Source organism: Streptomyces sp. NPDC093111, assembly GCF_040683955.1.
GTDB lineage: Bacteria > Actinomycetota > Actinomycetes > Streptomycetales > Streptomycetaceae > Streptomyces.
On sequence record NZ_JBFBNW010000036.1, the window covers coordinates 20,042 to 38,829 of the forward strand.

Annotated in this window: 30 protein-coding genes; all 30 read left to right on the forward strand. The window is 72.6% G+C overall.

What is annotated here, in order from left to right; translation table 11 throughout:
* Window positions 1–67: 67 nt before the first annotated feature.
* Entirely contained in the window at window positions 68–619 is a 552-nt protein-coding gene (locus AB0Q96_RS37725) for a hypothetical protein (RefSeq protein WP_365333643.1), read from the forward strand.
* A gap of 175 nt (window positions 620–794) precedes the next feature.
* A complete protein-coding gene (locus AB0Q96_RS37730) occupies window positions 795–998 on the forward strand; it encodes a hypothetical protein (RefSeq protein ID WP_365333645.1) in 204 nt (67 codons plus the stop codon).
* Window positions 995–1,183, forward strand: a complete 189-nt coding sequence (locus tag AB0Q96_RS37735) for a hypothetical protein (RefSeq protein WP_365333646.1) — start codon at window positions 995–997, stop codon at window positions 1,181–1,183. The genes AB0Q96_RS37730 and AB0Q96_RS37735 overlap by 4 nt, the downstream gene beginning before the upstream one ends.
* A 162-nt stretch (window positions 1,184–1,345) precedes the next feature.
* Window positions 1,346–1,660: a WhiB family transcriptional regulator gene (locus AB0Q96_RS37740; RefSeq protein ID WP_365333648.1), complete on the forward strand. Its 315-nt coding sequence runs from the start codon at window positions 1,346–1,348 to the stop codon at window positions 1,658–1,660.
* A 115-nt stretch (window positions 1,661–1,775) separates the two neighbouring features.
* Entirely contained in the window at window positions 1,776–1,952 is a 177-nt protein-coding gene (locus tag AB0Q96_RS37745; protein ID WP_365333650.1) for a hypothetical protein, read from the forward strand.
* Between the two features lie 109 nt (window positions 1,953–2,061).
* Window positions 2,062–2,421 carry a hypothetical protein gene (locus tag AB0Q96_RS37750; protein WP_365333652.1) on the forward strand — a complete coding sequence of 120 codons (360 nt, stop codon included), beginning with the start codon at window positions 2,062–2,064 and terminating at the stop codon, window positions 2,419–2,421.
* Between the two features lie 246 nt (window positions 2,422–2,667).
* A complete protein-coding gene (locus AB0Q96_RS37755) occupies window positions 2,668–4,533 on the forward strand; it encodes a DUF2637 domain-containing protein (protein WP_365333654.1) in 1,866 nt (621 codons plus the stop codon).
* A gap of 114 nt (window positions 4,534–4,647) precedes the next feature.
* A complete protein-coding gene (locus tag AB0Q96_RS37760; RefSeq protein ID WP_365333656.1) occupies window positions 4,648–5,127 on the forward strand; it encodes a hypothetical protein in 480 nt (159 codons plus the stop codon).
* Window positions 5,124–5,432 (forward strand): hypothetical protein, encoded by a 309-nt coding sequence (locus tag AB0Q96_RS37765; RefSeq protein WP_365333658.1) that lies wholly within the window; start codon window positions 5,124–5,126, stop codon window positions 5,430–5,432. The genes AB0Q96_RS37760 and AB0Q96_RS37765 overlap by 4 nt, the downstream gene beginning before the upstream one ends.
* 560 nt (window positions 5,433–5,992) lie before the next feature.
* Window positions 5,993–7,762 carry an ATP/GTP-binding protein gene (locus tag AB0Q96_RS37770; protein WP_365333660.1) on the forward strand — a complete coding sequence of 590 codons (1,770 nt, stop codon included), beginning with the start codon at window positions 5,993–5,995 and terminating at the stop codon, window positions 7,760–7,762.
* 20 nt (window positions 7,763–7,782) lie between these two features.
* On the forward strand, window positions 7,783–8,199 hold the full coding sequence (locus AB0Q96_RS37775) for a conjugal transfer protein TraB (protein ID WP_365333662.1): 417 nt from the start codon (window positions 7,783–7,785) through the stop codon (window positions 8,197–8,199).
* A gap of 79 nt (window positions 8,200–8,278) precedes the next feature.
* Complete coding sequence (locus AB0Q96_RS37780; protein ID WP_365333664.1) at window positions 8,279–10,423, forward strand: chromosome segregation protein ParM; 2,145 nt, start codon at window positions 8,279–8,281, stop codon at window positions 10,421–10,423.
* A gap of 116 nt (window positions 10,424–10,539) precedes the next feature.
* On the forward strand, window positions 10,540–10,728 hold the full coding sequence (locus tag AB0Q96_RS37785) for a hypothetical protein (protein WP_365333666.1): 189 nt from the start codon (window positions 10,540–10,542) through the stop codon (window positions 10,726–10,728).
* 103 nt (window positions 10,729–10,831) lie between these two features.
* A complete protein-coding gene (locus tag AB0Q96_RS37790; RefSeq protein WP_365333668.1) occupies window positions 10,832–10,978 on the forward strand; it encodes a hypothetical protein in 147 nt (48 codons plus the stop codon).
* Window positions 10,979–11,072: 94 nt separating this feature from the next.
* Window positions 11,073–11,627 carry a hypothetical protein gene (locus AB0Q96_RS37795; protein WP_365333670.1) on the forward strand — a complete coding sequence of 185 codons (555 nt, stop codon included), beginning with the start codon at window positions 11,073–11,075 and terminating at the stop codon, window positions 11,625–11,627.
* 117 nt (window positions 11,628–11,744) lie between these two features.
* Window positions 11,745–12,557 (forward strand): hypothetical protein, encoded by an 813-nt coding sequence (locus AB0Q96_RS37800; protein WP_365333671.1) that lies wholly within the window; start codon window positions 11,745–11,747, stop codon window positions 12,555–12,557.
* Window positions 12,558–12,595: 38 nt separating this feature from the next.
* Window positions 12,596–12,850 (forward strand): hypothetical protein, encoded by a 255-nt coding sequence (locus AB0Q96_RS37805; RefSeq protein ID WP_365333673.1) that lies wholly within the window; start codon window positions 12,596–12,598, stop codon window positions 12,848–12,850.
* A gap of 115 nt (window positions 12,851–12,965) precedes the next feature.
* Window positions 12,966–13,184: a hypothetical protein gene (locus AB0Q96_RS37810; protein ID WP_365333675.1), complete on the forward strand. Its 219-nt coding sequence runs from the start codon at window positions 12,966–12,968 to the stop codon at window positions 13,182–13,184.
* 202 nt (window positions 13,185–13,386) lie between these two features.
* Complete coding sequence (locus AB0Q96_RS37815) at window positions 13,387–13,815, forward strand: RRQRL motif-containing zinc-binding protein (RefSeq protein ID WP_365333677.1); 429 nt, start codon at window positions 13,387–13,389, stop codon at window positions 13,813–13,815.
* A gap of 19 nt (window positions 13,816–13,834) precedes the next feature.
* Window positions 13,835–14,086, forward strand: coding sequence for a hypothetical protein (locus tag AB0Q96_RS37820; protein WP_236246866.1), 252 nt, complete (start codon window positions 13,835–13,837; stop codon window positions 14,084–14,086).
* Window positions 14,083–14,376 carry a hypothetical protein gene (locus tag AB0Q96_RS37825; RefSeq protein WP_365333679.1) on the forward strand — a complete coding sequence of 98 codons (294 nt, stop codon included), beginning with the start codon at window positions 14,083–14,085 and terminating at the stop codon, window positions 14,374–14,376. The genes AB0Q96_RS37820 and AB0Q96_RS37825 overlap by 4 nt, the downstream gene beginning before the upstream one ends.
* A gap of 108 nt (window positions 14,377–14,484) precedes the next feature.
* Window positions 14,485–14,991 carry a hypothetical protein gene (locus AB0Q96_RS37830; RefSeq protein ID WP_365333681.1) on the forward strand — a complete coding sequence of 169 codons (507 nt, stop codon included), beginning with the start codon at window positions 14,485–14,487 and terminating at the stop codon, window positions 14,989–14,991.
* Window positions 14,988–15,338 (forward strand): hypothetical protein, encoded by a 351-nt coding sequence (locus AB0Q96_RS37835; RefSeq protein WP_365333683.1) that lies wholly within the window; start codon window positions 14,988–14,990, stop codon window positions 15,336–15,338. Before AB0Q96_RS37830 ends, AB0Q96_RS37835 begins: the two co-directional genes overlap by 4 nt.
* Complete coding sequence (locus AB0Q96_RS37840; protein WP_365333685.1) at window positions 15,335–16,318, forward strand: AAA family ATPase; 984 nt, start codon at window positions 15,335–15,337, stop codon at window positions 16,316–16,318. Before AB0Q96_RS37835 ends, AB0Q96_RS37840 begins: the two co-directional genes overlap by 4 nt.
* The gene (locus AB0Q96_RS37845; protein ID WP_365333687.1) at window positions 16,315–16,524 is read left to right on the forward strand and encodes a hypothetical protein; all 210 of its coding nucleotides are present in this window, start codon (window positions 16,315–16,317) and stop codon (window positions 16,522–16,524) included. Before AB0Q96_RS37840 ends, AB0Q96_RS37845 begins: the two co-directional genes overlap by 4 nt.
* 31 nt (window positions 16,525–16,555) lie before the next feature.
* Complete coding sequence (locus AB0Q96_RS37850; RefSeq protein WP_365333689.1) at window positions 16,556–16,903, forward strand: hypothetical protein; 348 nt, start codon at window positions 16,556–16,558, stop codon at window positions 16,901–16,903.
* Between the two features lie 91 nt (window positions 16,904–16,994).
* Window positions 16,995–17,309, forward strand: coding sequence for a hypothetical protein (locus AB0Q96_RS37855; protein WP_365333690.1), 315 nt, complete (start codon window positions 16,995–16,997; stop codon window positions 17,307–17,309).
* Window positions 17,310–17,402: 93 nt separating this feature from the next.
* Window positions 17,403–18,077, forward strand: coding sequence for a GGDEF domain-containing protein (locus AB0Q96_RS37860; protein ID WP_365333692.1), 675 nt, complete (start codon window positions 17,403–17,405; stop codon window positions 18,075–18,077).
* Window positions 18,074–18,520, forward strand: a complete 447-nt coding sequence (locus AB0Q96_RS37865; protein WP_365333694.1) for a hypothetical protein — start codon at window positions 18,074–18,076, stop codon at window positions 18,518–18,520. Before AB0Q96_RS37860 ends, AB0Q96_RS37865 begins: the two co-directional genes overlap by 4 nt.
* A complete protein-coding gene (locus AB0Q96_RS37870) occupies window positions 18,517–18,774 on the forward strand; it encodes a hypothetical protein (RefSeq protein WP_365333696.1) in 258 nt (85 codons plus the stop codon). Before AB0Q96_RS37865 ends, AB0Q96_RS37870 begins: the two co-directional genes overlap by 4 nt.
* Window positions 18,775–18,788: the final 14 nt, after the last annotated feature.

Consider the following 18,788-nt stretch of genomic DNA (forward strand, 5'->3'; position numbering starts at 1 on the left):
GGGTGGGCGGGGCCGTGGCTGCTCGTACGACCAGCCGAGTTGACCTCCAGCATGAAGGGACAGCCGCATGAAGCTGCCGTTTGTACGACGCACGACCGCCGACGCGTTACGCGACGAGCTCGCCCGCGCCGAGCAGGAGGTCACCGCCCAGGCCGTGAGCGCCGAGGCGAAGGACGCCGAGGTGAAGCGCCTGACCGGCGAACTGAACGAGGCTCGCGTCGCTCGGAAGTCGGCACTGGCCGCGTACGAGGTCGCCAACTCCCGGGCGAACCGTGCGGAGGAGAAGGCTGCCGGGCTGGAAGACCGCCTTCGGGCGGCCCAGGAGCAGCCGGGTGAGGGTGGGAGCAGCCCGGCCGAGCCCCGGACGGAGGACAGGGACTACGCCTTCCACTTCCTCAACCTCGTGCTTCCGCAGTTCGCCGACGTCGTCGCGCAGAACGGCGGGGTCCTCCCGGAGGACCACTACGAGGCCCTGTCGAACTACGTGAACGGTGCTTCGCGGTACGGCCTCAGCGACGCGGAGGTCGAGGAGCTCCGAGCGCGGCACGGCCTTCCCGAACCGATCTTCCAGAGGGCGAAGGACTTCGCGTCCCGCGCCCTTCCGGCCGGCGCCGCCTGATCCACCTTCCGGACGAACGCCCACGGCCCCGGCCACCCCGACGAAGCCGGGGTGGCCGGGGCCGTGGCTGCTCGTACAGCGGCCAACTCCCCAATTGGGGAGTGAACGGCGACAGCCCCAGGGATTAGGGCCCCGGGGCTGTCCAGGACCTGACTCGGAGGACCTGATGCTCAGCATGATGACACGTCCCCTTCCCGCCGCTCCGTCGGCCGGCCTCTACAGCGACATGGAGGAAGAGGACAACCAGCGCGGCCCGGAGCGGGACGAGACCGACACCTTCTACCAGCTGGTCCGTCCCCTGATGGCCGACGACCCCGGGGAGCTGAGCCGGAAGCTCGCCGAGGTCAACAAGCGCTCCTCGCAGGGCAGCGGCCGATGACCGCCCGCCCGACCGACGACCTGTACGTCCGCTACATGAAGTCGTTCGAGGACTCGACGACGCACCTCGGTGGCTGCGCGGCCTGCCAGGCCGAGGAGCCGTGCGAGATCGGAGCGCCGATCCACGAGCGGTTCGCCCGCCTCCAGGACGCCTACCTCGCACGACAGAAGCAGCAGCGCCGCTGACCTCCGGCATTGCCCGTCGTCCCCGTGCCGTTCCCGGCCGGGGCCGGCGGAGAGCGCCGGGAGCTCCCGCCCGCTCCGGCCGTCCGGCCGCCACGACATGCAACAGCCCCGGGGTGGCCGCCCCGGGGCTGACTTCTGCACTGGACCTTCTGGGAGGCCCTGATGAATCGCAGCTACATCGTAAACGCCGGCTACGCCCCCGCCGCCGACCTGCCGGTCAATACGAACTGGCGGGAGGCCAGCGCGTGCAGCGAGGAGGACCCCGAGCTGTTCTTCCCGATCGGCAACACCGGCCCGGCGCTGCTCCAGATCGAGGAGGCCAAGGCCGTCTGCCGTCGCTGCCCCGTGATGGAGACCTGCCTCCGGTGGGCGATGGAGCACGGCGAGGACGGCGGCGTCTGGGGTGGCCTGAGCGAGGACGAGCGCCGCGCCATGAAGCGCCGCGCCGCCCGCCAGCGGGCCCGCAACGCCTCCTGACCTGGTCTGCCGGTTGCCTGATCCGCCCGCACCGACCGCCGACCACGGCGGCCGGGACGGGCGGTGAAGGGGAGCCGGACAGCCCGGACTCGCTTCCTGGAAGGCAGGACAAGACATGCGTGGAAACCGCGTCACCCTCACCGCGGACATCGAGGCCCTGGGCACCCGGCACCGCGCCGGGGAGCAGGGGACCGTCGAGGAGATGCACACCGGAGGCCACCTGACGGTCCGCATGGACGACGGCCGCCACAACTTCCCCACCCGCGACGAGGTCACCACCGACCCGCAGTGACGGACTGCCGGTTGCCTGATCCGCCCGCACCGGCCGCCGACCACGGCGGCCGGGACGGGCGGTGAAGGGGAGCCGGACAGCCCGGACCGAACAGTCGAGGGAGGCCCTCATGGCCACGACGATGACCCCGCTCCAGCCCGGCACGGAAGCCGCCGCCCAGGCCGCCGCGTTCGCGATCTTCGGCAGCGACATCCCGCCGATCGACCCCGAGGACTACGACGGCAGCTGGCGCACCACCCTCCACGTCATCGCGGAGGAGTGGGTGGGCGAGGGCCGCTTCGTGCGGCACGCCGCCCGTACCGCGACCGCGCTCAACGAGCTGTTCGCCATGCAGAGGTTGTACGGCGTCGGCTCGCCCGAGGCGCTCGCCGAGGGCACCCGGCTCCAGCCGCTGATCGACCGGTGCCGCCACTTCGGCATCACCACCGCCGACCTTCGGCGGCACGGCGCGCAGTTCCCCGAGCACTGACGCTGACTTCGCGTCCGCCCGGCGGGAGCCGCACCGAGTTTCGAGCCCGCCCCGCGCTGCTTCGCGAGCACGGCCGCCCGCCCCCCGGGCCGCCGGCCTTTTCGTGAGTGCGGGACGGGTAGAGCCGGTGTCCAGTTCGCAAGCAACCATCCGCACCCCGGGCCGTTTCGGGAACGCCTCACCGCGTTTCGGGAGCAGCCCCCGCCGTTTCGCGCACACCCTGAACGACCCCCTCCGGAGGCCCCCATGACGATCACCGACTGGCCGCGAACCGCGGCCGAACCCGACCCCGAGACGGCTTCACCGGCCGCCGTTTCGGGAACGTCCACGCCGGTTTCGCGGACGGCCGACGTCGTTTCGGAGACGGCGGAGTTCGTTTCGGAGACGGAAAGCGGAACCGGAACGAAGCCCTCCCTGGCGAGGCTGACCGGCAGCCAGAAGTGGACGGCCGGCGCGATCGTCGCGTTCGCGCTCGCCCTCGCGGGCATCGGCCTGTACCTCAGCTTCGAGCACGTCGCGGTCTTCGCCCACGAGGAGCTCCGCTTCGCCAGCCTCGGCAAGGGCCAGCTGTTCGCGGTCGGCGTCGACGTCGGCATCATGGTGATGATCGCGGTCGACCTGCTGATGGCCTGGCTCAAGCGCCCCATCAGCTGGATCCGTTACCCCGTGTGGCTGCTGACGGCCGCCACCGTCGTCCTCAACGCCGCGTCCGGCGCCCCCAAGAACCGGGCGTGGGAGCTGCTGGACTACGTCGCGGCCGGCGCCCACGGCGTCGTCCCGGTCCTCTTCATCATGGTGGTGGAGCTGGGCCGCACCGCGATCGACCGCGTCGTCCGGCCTGACCAGGCCGAACGCGACTCGATCCCGTGGCTGCGGTGGGTCCTCGCCCCCGTGGCGACGGCCCGCATCTTCCGCCGGATGCGGCTGTGGGGCGTCACCTCCTACCCGGAGATGATCCGCCGGGACCAGGAGCTCATCGCCTACGAGCAGTGGCTCAAGCGCAAGTACGACGGCGACATCTCCCAGGCCACCGAGGACGAGCTCCTGCCCATGCGGATGGCCCCGTACGGATACACCGTCGCCCAGGCCCTGGCCATGCCCGACGAGCAGGAACAGGCAGCCGCCGAGCGCGAGGAAGAGGCGGAGCGCCGCCGCCTGGACGCGGAGACCCGAAGCGAGGTCGCCAAGGCGGAGTCCGAAGCCGAGAAGCTGCGCGCCAAGGGCAAGGTGGAGCTGGTCCAGGCGGAGGTCGACGGCCAGACCGGCCAGGCCCGCGCCCACGCCCGTGCCCAGGTCAGCGCCGCAGAGCGGGCCGCTGAGCTGGAGCAGAAGGCCCTCGACAACGCGGTGGTCGCCGAAGCTCGTGCCCGTGAGGCGGAGGCGGAGCGCCTGGAGGCCGAGGAGCGCAAGGCGGCGGCGGCCGCGGACCTGGCGAAGGCCGAGCTCGAGCGCAAGGCGGCCGAGCAGCGCCGGGCGGCGGCCGAGGCGGACAAGGTCGCGGCTGCAGAGGCCGGCGCGATCGAGACCGAGCGGATCGCCCAGGCGCGCAAGGCGGCGGCCGCCGCCGACCTGGACGCGGCCGAGCTGGAGCGCCAGGCAGCGCAGAAGCGGAAGGAGGCTGCGGAGGCCGACCGGGTCGCCGCGGCGGAGGCTCAGGCCATCGAGACCCAGGCCATCGCCGAGGCCCGCCAGGCCGCTGCCGAAGCGGACCGGGTCGCTGCCGAAACGGAGAAGGCCGCCGCCGAAACGCGGCGCGCTGCTGCCGAAGCCGACCGCAAGAAGGCGGAGGAGGATCGTCGCCGGGAGGCCGCTCTCGCCGACGCCGCGCGCTCTCAGAAGGAGGCTGCCGAAGCCGAGAAGGCTGCTGCCGAAACGCGGCGGGCCGCCGCCGAAATCGAGCAGCGCGCGGTCGAAGCCGAGGACGCGGCGAAGCTCAAGCCGCGCGAGCGGGCGGTCCGCAAGGTCGCCCGGATGATCCTGGCGGCCGGCGGCGACGCCGACCAGCTGCCGCTCTCGCACATCCAGCACGAGCTGGCGGTCACCTCGCCCGGCACGGCCTCGGAGTACCGCCAGGAGGCGGTCGAGCTGCTCGCCGGCGGCTACCGCCCCTGATCCACCGTCCGGCACACACCAGTGAGGGCCAGCCCGAAGGAAGCGGGCTGGCCCTCGCTGCGACTGCCGGAAGCAGTCACAGCCCCATCAGTACACCAGGAGGGAATCCCTGCCGTGAACAGCAACAACGACCCGAACTACTCCCCCCTGCGCGACGTCGCGCAGAGCCCGGAGGCCACCGCCCGGTACCTGGCCGACGTCCAGCGGGTCCTGCTGGACATCGGCAAGAACCTGGAGACCCTCTCGATCGAGACCCAGGTGCACCTGCGCGACACCCACGTGGAGGGCGACCGCTGGTACCACGCCAGGCTGCGCGCGATGCCCGTCGAAAGGGCCCTCGGAAACGTCCTCAAGAACCTGAAGAACCTCACCGAGGGCCTGGAAAAGAGCGCCTACAAGCGCCGGGCCCACGACGAGGCCGTGGTGAACACGGCCAAGGAAAGGAAGGAAAAGGAGCTGGAAAAGTGGCGGAAGAAGAACCCGCAGCCGCTCCAGGCCGCGCCTAATCCGCCGCAGGAGGGTGCGCAGCCGCAGAATTCCGGCTATGGTGGTCCCACGTCGATTTTCGACCTGGGTAACAGGGAGTCGGCGTGACGCGCCCCCTCACCAGCGTCGAACGCTCGATTCAAGGGCGGAACACCTGGTTGCAGGAAGAAGAGCGCAAGGCGATCGAAAGTCGCGGCGAGATGGGCCGGATGGAATTCTGGCTCCGCGTTACTCGGTCTCGAATTGCCAAGGACGTCAAAGCCGGACGTAATGACGTCATCCCCGGATTCACCAGCGTGTGCCGCCTGTTCAAGCTCGCGATCGACAAGCGGGCCGAGGGCGACGCGAGGCTGTGGAACCACCTCATGCAGTACGCGAAGCAGGTGCTGGAGCAGCCCGACCCGCGTAACTGAACGTCACCAACGAAGGCCCCGCCGGGCTCCGGCGGGGCCTCGCGCGCGTAAAGCGTGCACACGTGCACGTGCACGCGCGTGCACACGAGACCCCACTGTCTGTCAAGTCCCCTGGAGGGAGGTGCACCGTGTCCGACGAGTCCGACGAGTCCGGCAGCGGGACCCTGGTCCGCGGCCCCTGGAGCGGTGATTCCTCGTACGCGCCGCCGCCGATCCCGGATTTCTCCGACACCATCCCGTCGCCGCGTGACATTCCGGAGGCTCCGCCGGAGTCCCCGGAAGAGACGACGATGGAATTGCCGCCGATTCCGGCTGCCCCGGACCCGGCGTTGGCCATGCGGTCGGAAGGAATTTCGGCACCGGAAGCCGAGGAGGAATACGGCGAATACGAGGAAGGTGAATACGCTCAGCCTCGTTCCCTCGCCGACCGTCTCGGTGACTGGTTGGAATTCCGGCTGGAAAAGGCGCGGTCGCTTCATGAAGGCGAGGCGCCTTTCCGTGAGGCTGAAATCGCGCGGAAGGCCGCGCTGATCGAGGGCCGCACCGCGCAGGAAGTCGCGATGATGGAGCAGAACGGAAAGCTCCACGCCGCGATGATGAAAGCGAAGGGCGACAAGGCGGCGGCGCGCGGAAAGGCCGACGCCGACCGTACGAAGGCGTCCGGTTCCGGCATGGGCGCGGACAAGGGCCGCTCGAAGGCCGGCGGCGGTGGCGGCGGGTCCTCGCGCGGCGGTGGCGGCACCGGGCCCTCCCGCACCAACTCCTCGGGCCCCGGGCCGAACAAGCCCGGGTCCTCGCGCGGCCCCAACTCCGGCGCGTCCGGGAGCCGTTCGGGGGCCGGATCGACCGGGACCGGCGGAGGCGGCAAGGACCGCAAGAAGGGCCCTGAGCGGTCCTCTGGCGGCCACACGGCCGGTTCCGGGCGCAACGGGTCGTCCGGGGGCTCGAAAGGCTCTCACGCGGGCTCTGGCGGCTCCGGCCGCAGCGGCAGCTCGAAGGGCGACGGCGGCGGCCGGGCAGATCGCGGTCCGGCGTCCAGCGCCCGCGCCGAGCGGGCCCGCGGCCGCCAGGACCGCGCCGGGGTCCGGCAGTCCGGGCGGCAGGAGCGGCGCAGCGCCGGGCACACCGCCGGCCTCGCCGACCGGACCAAGGACCGCGACCAGGCCCGCGCCAACCGGCAGAAGGCGTGGGAGGACCGCCGCGCGAAGCGGGCGGAGCGCGACGCGGCACGGAAGGCGAAGCGGGAAGCCGCGGCGTCGTCCGAGCCGGGCCGCACCACCTTGGGCCAGGCCGTCGCGGAGGAGGCCCAGCGCCGCTGGGACAAGCGCCGCGCCGACGCGAAGGACGGCAAGGCGAGCACCGAGAAGGTCAGCCTGACCAAGGACAAGGACAAGGACAAGGGCGCCGACGGCGCGGGCGAGAAGACCGCCAAGGACAGCCCTGACGGAGCCTCCAGCGCCACGAAGGACAGCAAGGCGACCGATGAGCCGGGCAAGGACTCCAAGGCCGGTGACGGGGCGTCTGACGGCTCGAAGAAGCGGCGCCGGTTCCGGCGGCGGCGTACCGGAGCGGGAACGACCGGCGGCCGTGGACGTGCCCGACGCACCGGCCGGACGGGACGTACCGGGAGCGGTCGTGCTGGCCGGTCCCGGCGGCGCGGCCGCCCGGCTGACAGCCCGTTCGGCGAGGAGGACTCCACGCCGACGGTGGAGTGGCCCGACCGGCCTGCTCGCCCGCCGCGCACCGGCACCAAGAGCGGCGAGGACGACATCGTCGACGCGGACATCGTCCCGGACGCGCCTGCGGCCGTGACCACCGGCGTGAAGGGCCTTCCGTCCGCGCCGGAACCGCACACCGCCCGGCCCGGCACCAGCCGGCCGACCAGCACGGAAGGGAGCAGCGTGAGCAGCTCGGAAGTCAGCAGGCCGTCCGGCGCGGGCAGCTTGGCCGCCCAGCACCGCACGGACATCACGTTCGACGACTACCTGATGGGGATGGCGAACATCGCCATCAAGGCCGCCTCCGACCAGGAGCGCGCCGAAGCCCTGATGGAGGCCCTGGCCAAGGTCGCGGACGCGCTGCGGGAGATGGCCGCCGACCTGGTCGGCGACCACAACGTCTCCACCGCCGTCACCGACCTGATCGCGGACCTGGCCGACTCCGCGGCCCGCATGAAGGCGCAGGCCGAGCGGTGCGCCGAGCAGTGCGACATCGCCAAGGAGGCCGCGAAGCTCGCCGCCAGGGAAGTCGCCCGCGTGTACGGCGAGGACATGGCCGCCAAGGAGGACGCCGGTCTCGTGCACGCGTCGGCCGCGGTCCACCACGACTAGAACCCGGAGGAATTCCGCTGATGAGCGACCTCACGCCCCGCAGCACCAGCACGGCTCCCGCCCCGGCCGACGGCGACAACCGGTACAAGGCCGTCCAGGCCAAGCTGTCCAAGCTCGGCAAGGCCATGGACGACGCCAGCCTCGAGCTGGAGGCTCTGCAGCGCAGCATGCAGAAGAACGCCAACGAGTCAGGCGACATGGCCCAGGACATCGCCAACGCCCAGCTCGACCCGAAGTTCGTGGCGCTCACGAACGCCGTCGAGACCGCCCTGTCCGGCGCCGCCCGCGAGGTCCGCATCCTGTGCGACACCGCCCAGGAGACCGCCGACCTCACCCACGAGACCCGGCACACCCACGCCAAGCTCTACGGCGCGCTGGACGACATCCGCTCCAACCGGCGCGAGAGGACCCCCAAGCCCGGGTTCTTCAACCGCTGACCCCCTCCCCCACCCTCCCCGCCACGGGCGGCCCCGCGACCTGCGGGGCCGCCCGCGCTCGTTCCCGAAGGAGAAGCCGGTGACCACGCCGCGCAGTGTCGCGCTCGAACGCCTCGCCTACACCCTCGCCGCGCCCGTGCTGGCCGTGGCCCCGAACATCTACCCCGACAGCCCCATCCACCAGGTCGTGCAGCTGGCCGGCGCCGCCGGGATCGGCGGCTGGGTCCTCGCCGCCAAGAGCGACGAGCCCGGCGCCGGACGCAAAATCCTGCGCTGGACCCCGCTCGTGGCCGCCGCCGCGATCGACGTCGTCGCCAAGACGACCACCGGCTGGGGCCCGTACTGGCTGGACGGGCTGCTCGCCGCCGGATGGGCGGCGGCCGGCCTGCTGGTGCTGCCGTACTCCCGGCACGCCCGCCGTCGCCACCGCCCCGCCCTCGCCGCCCCCGCCCCGCGGCCGGCGCCCGCCGAAGTCCCCGAGCCGGTAGCCCCGGCGGTGCCGGACGACGGCGCGGACCTGCTCACCCGAGAGGCGCGGATGCTGTGGGAGCGCGCCGGGATGCCCGCCCGCACCCACGTCGTCAAGGCCACCCGGCACCCCGGCATGCGGCACGACCTAACCCTGCTGCTGCGGGCCTCGGAGACCGGGCGGCCGATCACCGGCCTGTCCCCGGAGGCCGTCGGCGCGGCCTTCGGGGTGCCCGCGGCCGACGTCACCCTCGCGGACGTTCCGCTCCAGCCCGGCCGCCAGGGCGGGCCCGGCTGGATGGAGGCCCAGATCACCCCCGAGGCCAACGTCCGGCGGCGCACCAAGCCGACCGACGCCGAGCGCTGGGTGGACCGGGTGGCCGGCCCCAAGGGCGGCGCCCCCGGCTCCGTCCTGGTCCACCGGACGCGGGACACCGAGCGCGGCGTGACGTTCTACCGGGCGAAGATGGCCGACTCCACCGAGACGCCGCGCATCGACCTGGCCAAGGTCTGCCGCGGCCTGGGCCTGCCCGAGGACGACTCCTGCGTGTTCGTCCTCATCGACGGCTCGGAGTTCCTGATCAGCGCGTTCGACGAGCCGCCGTTGTCGCAGATCTTCGCCGCGACCCGTGAGCTGCTGACCCCGGACGCCAAGGGCATGTTCGTCTGCGGGTTCACCATCACCGGCCAGCCGGTGAAGAACATGGTGTTCCAGCACGACAAGAACGCCGCCGCCCACGGCCTGGTCCTCGGTGTCAGCCGGTCGGGCAAGACGCAGTTCTTCGCGATCAACATGGCGGCGGAGTCCCTGGCCGGTCAGGTGGTGTGGCTGTCCACCGTCCGTAAGGACGAGAAGACGACCACGCTCGGGCAGTACATCGACCGGCAGGGTTCGAACGCGCTGTGGATGGCGAGGCAGCTGCGCGCGGCGAAGGCGCTGTGCGAGATCCGCGCGGAGATGCCCTGGCCGCACGACGGCAAGCCGCACGACTACAAGCCGGGCGACCCGCGCTGCCCCTACCGGCAGCTGAACGTCTACGCCGACGAGTTCATGACCGCCGCCCAGGACGGCGACTTCGGCGAGTTCATCCAGACCGACGGCGACGACCTCACCGTCACCGGCCTGAAGTACGGCATCGGCTTCAAGCCCGCCGGCCAGTCGCCGTTCGCGCACAACGGGTTCAGCACGGAGATGAAGGACAACCTCCGGCAGAACTCCCGCCCGGTCATCTTCAACATGGGCAGCCCCGGCGCCACCCGCAAGGCCGCCGAAGGCACGATGGAGAACCCGCACGACGTGCCGACCATCCCGGCCCGCTACTCCCGCAGCGAAGGCTCCGCGATCGAGCGGGCCATGCGCGGCGAAGCCGACCCGGAGAACGGCGTCAGCACGGGCGGCGTCGCCGTCATCGTCCTCGACAACGGCCGCGCCGTCCTGATGCGGTCGCTGTACGCGGACTTCGACACCGACCTCGCGGAGATCTTCCCCGACGAGGTCGTCCGGCTCACCGACTACGAGATCGAGGAGCTGACCAAGCGGGGCCTGTGGTTCGACTGGAACGAGCCCGTCAGGCCGGGCGAGTTCTGGCCCGAGCCCGAGGAAGGCGACGACGGCGAGGGCAAGTCCAGCCGACGCGGCGGTGGTGGCGGGGGCGGCAAGGGCGGCGGCAAGCGCGGCAGCAGCCGACGCACCGAGCCGCAGGTCACCTCGCCCCGCCAGGCGCTGGAGGCCATCAAGAGCCTCACCGACGTCTGACCAGTCGTCGGAGGCGCGCCCCGCATCTTTACGCCGTAAAGAATCACGCACCCATCCCGGGGCCGGCCTGCCGAGCGCGGCCGGCCCCATCCCGACCCCGAAGGAGCACCCTTTCCGTGGCCCTGTCGATCTCCGCCGCCGTCCTGCTGGGCATCATCGTGGTCGTCCTCGTCAAGGGCGGCTACGTCCGTGTCGGCTCCGCCGCCACCTGCGCCCTGTTCGGCTTCACCCTCGCCGCGACCGGCCTGGCCCCCACCATCAACAACGGTCTCGCCTCGCTCGCCGGACTGATCGCCAGCCTCTGACCGAACCCGTCCGGCCAGCTTCATCAACTCCGCAGTAAAACGCCGATAGCTGGCGCATGCTCTTGTCGGGCCCCACCACGATCACGGGGGAAGGGACAAGGGCATGGCACACCTGCATTTCACCTGCTGGGACTGCGGCGAGGACTGCGTCGTGCACGGCGACGGCTGTAACTGCTGCGACCTGGTCGACGTCCCCGACGAATGGGACTGCTGGAACTGCGGCGCGCTGAACTACACCCCCGACGACTAGCGCGCCCCCTCCCCTCCCCCGCTGCACGACGCCCAAGGGCGCCGCCGGAGAACGATCCCGGCGGCGCCCTTCGCGTTCCCGCCTGGAGCCCGCCATGCCCGACACGACCCCCTCTCCCGCGATACACCCGCCCGCCCCGACCACCCACCAGGCCGCCCCCGTGCCGCCGACGGCCCTGACCCTCGAGGAACGCCTCACCCTCGTGAACATCGAGATGACCGCGCGCCTGGACGAAGCGGCCGTCGCCCACGCGGTCAACACCGCGCACATCCCCATCGAGCCCGTGGACCTGGCCGACGTCGTCACCGTCCCGCTGACCCCGACGCTCCAGCCCCCGGCCCCCTACCCGACGCCGGTCGCGGCCCTCCTGCAGCGCGCCCACCACCGCCTGCTCACCGGCGGCTGGTGCTCCGGCGCCCTGGTCGACGAGGACGGCGCCCGCTGCATGCTCGGAGCCATCCGAGCCGAGGCCGGAGGCGACAGCGGCCTGGAGGCCGACGCCGCCTCCGTGCTCCTGGACGCGATCCGCCGCAAGTTCGGCGAGCACGTCGACTCCGTGCCGTCCTTCAACGACGCCCACGGCACAAGCCGCGTCCCGATGCGAATGCTCGACCAGGCCGCCGGCCTCGCCGACGCCCGCGGCCTCTGATCCCTGTCCCGGACCACCTGCCTCGCACCCGAACCTCTCCGGTCGGGTGCGGGCCAGGCCGTCCGGCCTGCGCACCACCACCCATCACCCGAACCGAAGCGAGGGAGTCGCCCCGCCATGCAGCACGACGACAAGCCCACCAACGGCCAGCACATCAACGGTCAGCACAACCCGAACTTCCACGACCTGTTCAACCAGCTGCCGACCGTGCCGCCGGCCCCCGAACTCGACAGCCAGCACGGCACGGGGCGCTTCGGGTGGCTGCGCGCCGCGTGGAAGACGTCCTGGAAGGAGGGCGGCTTCCTCTACGAGCGGTGGGAGGAGGTCGGCCAGGCCCGGCACGTCAGCTGGCACGAGGCCGCCAACTGGATCAAGGCCGCCCTCCTGTTCGGCGGGCTCAGCCTCATCGTGCTGATGCTGGACGCCGCCGGCGACATCACCTCCGCCACGCTCAAGGCCCTGTCCGACGTTCCGGCCTCCGGCGCCGGGGGCGGCAGCGGCCTGTGGGGCACGGTCGACCACCCGATCAGGGTGTTCCTCGCCGACCAGGCCGCGCACCTGCCGGTCGCCCCGGCCGCCCTGTACGCGTTCTGGCAGCTGACCGGGCTGCTCGGCCTGGTCGGCGGGTTCTTCGGCAACGCCGGAGCCCGCATCGCCTGGCTGCTGTTCGGGATCGGCTCCCTCGCCATGATCTGGTCCGCGACCCCGGCGGGAGGCCGCGCCGCCGCCACCGGGCTCGCCGCCCTGATGTGGGCGCTCGCCAGCATCTTCGCCCTGCGCGGCCTGAGCCTGCGGCCGATCGTCCACAACCACCCGCCGCAGTACCAGTTCAACCCGGCGGTCCACCTCCACGCCACGATCCCCGCCCCCGCCCCGGCTGGTGACGACTACGGCGACGAACCGGACAACGTCCACCCGCTCCAGCGCTGAACCCCGCCCGCCGCACCGAACTGACGAAGGGACATCCCATGCAGTTGAAGGACACCGAGTTCCGCATCGGCACCTTCCACGGACGCCACGACGGCGCCCCGGTGAAGATCACCGCCGTGCGCGACGACACCCGCCCCGAGCCGTACTTCTGGCTGTGCAGCTGCGGCGCCGGACGCTCGTTCCCCACCGAGGAGGGCGTGTTCCCCAGCGCCTGGCGGCACACCCACCCCACGCGCCTCGACCGGCTGCGGCAGTGGACCGCCCGCCGACTGCGCACCCGCCGCGCCCGCTGACCTGACGCTCTGCCTGGCCCTCGCCCGCCCCGTCCCGCACGGGGTCGGGCGAGGACCGGACAGGCCGCCCGGCCGCACGCACCATCCCAACCGCGAGCGACAAGGAGACCCCGTCTTGGCGAAAGCCCCGACCGTCATAGGCGTGCTCACCGAGCCCCCGGCCCCGACCTGGTGGAAAGCCAACCGCCACAAGGTCTTCGGCATCGGCGGGCTGCTGATCGGCTACCTGATCGGCACCCACCTGCACGGCGCCCCTCCGGACCAGTCGGAGACGCCCCGGCCGGGCCGCACCGCGCCCGCAGAGCACCGCACGGCGCACGGCCTCGCCGCATAACCCGCCCGTCCGCACCACCCGCCGCGCCCCGCCGACACCAGCACCACGTCGGCGGGGCGCAGCGCTGCCCGCCCGACGACTGGAGGAGACCGCTCGTGCTCATCCCCCGACCGCGCCGCCGGATCGGCCGGCCCCGCCCGCAGCGCCCCGGACCCCGCTACCCGCAGCGCCCCGCCCAGCTGCCCGGCGCCTGGAGCAGGTGATGGACGACCAGGACCAGGACCTGGTCGACGTCGACCTCTACGACCCCGGCGACGGCTCTCTACCGGTCTACCGGTGGAAGCAGGCCGGGCGCGCGAACCTCGCGACCCGCCGCCAGCTGCGCGAGATGGGACTTCGCCCAGGAGGAGCGGAGCCCGTCGCCCGGATCGAATGCCGTGGCGGCAAGCGCTTCGCGTGGCTGTACCGGATCGACCTGGCGAAGCCCAAGTTCCCGATGACCCTCGCGAAGGAAGCCGCGCTCGACAAGGCGATGGCTGCTCGCCAGACGTGCCCCGGCCCCTGTGGCCGGCGCTATTTCCACTGCCTTCCCTTACGGACCTTGGGGTCCTGCTTGGAGTGCTTCGACGGCACGCCCGCCGACCCCACCTCCTACATCGCTCCCCCGGCCAAGCACCTGCTGGCCGCCTGATCCGAGAGGACCACCGTCCATGAGCACCGCCACCCTGCGCGTCTCCGCCTTCACCGAGCCCGAGCGCCCGAGGAACCTCCAGATCCGCTACATCAACCTCGCCGGTGCCGCCGTCGACGTCACCGGCGGCGGCGAGCACGCCCAGGACAACCGCTGGACGTGCCGCGGCTGCAAGGACAGCTCCGACTGCCCGAAGGCCGACTGGCTCTGGCGGATCCGGGAGGCGGCCAGCACCCACGCCGCCACCTGCCGCGCGATCCCGCTGACGTGACCGGCCGCCGTCTGCGCGCCGCCCTGCTGCTCGCCGCCTTTCCGGCCGCCGCGGCCGGGGCCGTCGCCCTCGCGCTCAAGGCCGGGCACCGGCGGCTGCACGTCGACCGGCACCGCATCGAGCTGACACCTCTGCCCCGCCGCTCCTGCCCCGACTGCCGGGGCGACGGCGGCTGGTGGGTCGACGGCGCGAACCCGGAGATGGAGGCGTGCGGCTGCTGGGCCTTCCGGCCCACCTGGCGCATCCGGCTCCTGCCCGTCCCGGCCTGGCCGGACGAGCCCCCGTTCTGAACGACCCGACCCCGGCCGGTGCGGCCGGGGTCGGACCTCGGGTGGCCGCGCATCGGCAAAGGGCCGGCCACCCGCTCCTTCACCCTTCGAGATCAGGAGAAACCCAGCATGACGCATCGCTCCGCCCTCTTCGCCGCCGTCCTCGGACTGGGCCGCGCCGGGTCGAACGTCGGTGATCATTTCGTGCAGTCCGACTACTGCGCCCGGGTCAAGGGCGCCACCGACGACAAGCCGGTCCACTTCGCCGCCACCCCGGACGACGAACCGACCGTCCACGGCACCTCGGACGGCATCAAGGCGTGCGCCTGGCACTGCCTGACCTACACCGCCACCCAGGCCCTCGCGGTCGGGGCCGGCGCCCGCGTCCTGGGCATCCGGCTGCACCCCGGCGCCGCCGCGGCCGCGCTCGCCCTGTCGTTCGTCACGCACTACGCCGCGGACCGCCGAGTGCCGGGCGGGCTCCTGGAGACGCTCGCCACGAAGACCGGCAAGGGCAACTTCTGGCGCCTGGCCGATCACGGCATCAACGGCGCGTACTGCCTGGACAGCGCCTGGCACCACGGCTGGGAAACGGCCGCCGCGCTGGTCGCCACCATCGGGGCGAAGACCCGGTGACCGCACGCCCCCGCACCCGCCTGGACAGGGTGCGCGCCTCGCTCGGCATCGCCCAGCTCGCCCTCCAGCAGATCGAGGACGACCTGACCGCCGACGACATCGACGCCCCCGAGCTCGCCGAGATCCTGCGCGAGCTCCAGGAGGACATCGACGTTCCCGGCGGCCTCTTCCCCGCGCTCGCCCAGCTCGTCAGCACCGCCGCCCGCAAGGCGGAGCAGCTCGAGCCCTACCGCGACGGCGTCGCCTCCCGCTCCCTGCACGAGGCCGCCGCCCTGATCACCGAAAACGCCGGGCAGCGCATGACCTGGGCCGCCCGCGCCCTCGAACCGCAAGGAGACGACACGTGAGTCAGACCCAGCCGCAGCTTCCGGAGAACGCGCTCGTCGTGCTGATCGGCGCCAGCGGCGCCGGGAAGAGCACCCTGGCCCGCACCTGGCCGGCCTCCCAGGTCCTCTCCCTCGACGCTCTGAGGGGCACGGTCAGCGACGACCCGGGCAATCAGGCCGCCACCACCGACGCCGCCGACCTCCTCAAGCTCATCCTGGAGCGCCGGATGGCCCGCCGCCTGAACACGGTCATCGACGCCACCAACGTCGAAGAGGCCATCAGGGTCGAGCTGGTGATGACGGCGAAGAAGTACGGCGTGCCGACGGTCGCGGTCGTCGTCTCCACGCCGCTGTCGCTGTGCCTCCAGCGGCAAGGGCCGCGCCCGGCCAACCGGCGCGTGCCCGACGACGTCGTCCGGCGCCAGCACGAGGCGATGACCTTCTCCCACCAGAGCCTCGCCCGGGAGGGCTTCAACCAGGTCCTCTTCGCCCACGACCTGAACCGGCTGGAGCCGTACCTGCGGGACCTGAGCGCGGCCCGCCAGGCCGACCTCGGCCTGGACGGCGGCGACGGCCTGGGCCACCTGCTCCTCGTACGTCGCTTCTTCGGCGAGGAGATCGTGCCGATGTGGCGGTGGAAGGACGGCTCCGACATCGCGGGCGGTGACCGCGTCGGCGAGATCCGCCTCGGCGGGCAGTCCCTGACCCTCGCGCTGCGCCTGGACGTCGACGGCGAGGGCGACATCGGGTTCGACGTGCGCGTGCCGTGCCCGTTCGACCCTGGATGCGGCGCCACCGCCTGGACGCCGGCCTACAGCGTCACCTGCCTGCACCGCGCGCTCACCGGCGACCTGGACCACCGCGACGACATCGTCTGCGACGTCCACGGCGGCTACGACGACGTCGACCAGGAGGCCGACGACCACGCGGCCGGCATGGACGACGACGCCGCCGGGCGTGCCGACCTGGAAGAGCAGTACGCCGCGGCGGTCCGCGAATGAGCCGCGCCGCCGACGGACCGCACCCGCACCCGCTCACCCCGGCCGAACTCCCGGCCGGGGACGAGTGGTGGCACGGCTGCGGTGAGTGCCGCGTCCCGGTCCAGGGCGGCGCGGCGGGTCTCGCCGCGCACCGCCGCACCGTCCACGACCCCCGCCGCGACTACGGCGACCGTCGCAAGCCCATCACGATCCAGCTCGACTTCTGATCCGAACCGGCACGCCGAAGGAGACCTGCTCATGGCCATGTCCGCCGCCGCGAAGGCGTACTACGACTCCCACTTCCAGGCCCTGCGCGAGCACGGCGCGATGAACGCCGCCCGCCTCTGGCCGCGTCAAGCCCTGCAGTACACCACCGTCAACGGCGCCCGACTGCTGCCGTTCCCGTCGCGGATGCCCGCCCGGTCCGTGGCCCCGGCCGTCCGCTCGGCCCTCAAGAAGCACCTGGTCCACGAGTACGACGTCGCCGCCCGCGACGGCGCCCCGCTGCACATCGTCTACATCCGGCACGCCCCCGGCACCTGGTCCGGCGGCGAGGACGTCATCGACGTCTACGAGGTCTCCCCCGAGGAGCCGTCCGCGCCGTAGCGGGTGATGGCCTTCCGTGCCGCCCCGGCCCCGTTCGACGGAGGCCGGGGCGGTCGCGGTGGTCCCTCACCGCCGAGAAGAACGAAAGGAGATGGACGTCATGACCCTGCTCCCCCTCTACGAGGTCGACGTCCCGATAAGGAACACCGGCGGCCTGCGCGGTGTGCACGTTTTCACCGGCCACGCCGACAGCCGCAGCGCCGCCGTACGGATCGCCCACGAGGTCTACGACCAGGCCGCCGCCGCGCGGCAGGCCGGACTCGAGGTCCCCGGCAGGCGGCCGGACGGCTGGACGGCGCGCGGCTACCGGCCCGGCTGGGAGCTCGACTGGAAGGCGGCGACCGCCGGCCGCTGGAACAACCCGTACAGCTTCACCCGCGCCGACGACGGCGACTTCGAGCTGTAGCTACGCCCCGGGACAGGCGCACATCGGCGTCCAAACCAGTTCGCCTGCCCCGGGCCTTCCCACCCCGTACGAGACGAGAGGGAGATCCCCAGTATGGACTCCGTCCTGCGCACACAGGCCCGAATCGGGCAGCGCGCACTCCTCCTGACGACGGCGGCTGTGCCGCTGACCGGCTGGGCGGTGCACGCGGTCGCTCTGCACAAGCGGCTCGCCGCCACGCAGAAGGACCCGCTGACCGGGCTGCTGCGCCGCGACTCCTACACCGCCCGCGCCCGCCGGCTCCTGACCCGCCGCGACGACCTGGCCGTGGTGATGGTCGACCAGGACCACTTCAAGGCCGTGAACGACAACTTCGGGCACCCGGTCGGGGACGCCGTCCTGGCCGCGACCGCCGCCCGGCTCACCGCGTGGGCGGGCCCGCGCGCGTCCGTCGGCCGCCTCGGAGGCGATGAGTTCGCCGTCGTGGTCCAGGTGCCCGCCGCGCTTCTGGAGCAGCGCCTCGCGCAGCTGGTCCGGATGCTGCACACGCCGGTCGTTCTGGACGACGGCCGCACCGTCGACGTCGCCGCATCGGTCGGCGCCGCGGCAACTGGTGTCCTCGGCACCCGCGACCTGACGGCGTTGCAGCGGGCCGCCGACGCCGCCCTGTACGACGGCAAGCACTCCGGACGCGCCCACCTCGCCACCGCCGCACACGCCACGATCCCGTCCGTCAACGGCCGCCGGGCCGGGCGTCCGGGCACGGCAGTCTGGGGGCGAGCCGCATGACCACAGCAGCCCTTCCGCCGGCGGGCGACTGGATCCGCGGCATCAGCGTCAAGCAGCCGTGGGCCGCGTGCATCGCCGCCGGGGCCAAGACGATCGAGAACCGTCCGCAGCACTGGTCCTGGCGCGACTGGCTCCTGCTGCACGCAGGGCTCCAGACCGACCGGCCTGCCCTGCGCCTGCCGCACGTCGCCCGCACGATCCGTGGCCGCGACCTGCCGACCGGCGCCGTGATCGGCGTCGCCCGGCTGACCGGCTGCCACCAGGACCCGGACGGTTCCCCGCCCTGTACCGAGTGGGCGGAGCCCGGCCTGTGGCACCTAGAGCTCACCGACGTCCAGGAGCTCGCCCTGCCGATCCCCGCACGCGGGCAGCTCGGGCCCTGGAAGCCCACCGAGGACCTGGTCGCGCAGGTGCGTCAGCAGCTGCCCGACCTGCGTCCGTGAGCACCCGCCGTCGACCCGCGCCCGCACCGCCCGAGCCGCCCGCCGTGCCGGTCCCACTCCTGGACTGGCACGACGGCAGGCACTTCGCCTGGCCCGAGCGGTGCGTGCTGTGCCGGAAGACCACCCCGCTGAGGTCCCACGCCGGAGAGGCCGTGCACAAGACGTGCGCGGAGCTCTGGAACGCGGCGCATCCCGGCGAGACCCGGTTCGTCTCCGACCCGCCCAAGAGCGGCAAGAGCAAGGACCACGCCTGAACTTCCCCTCCACA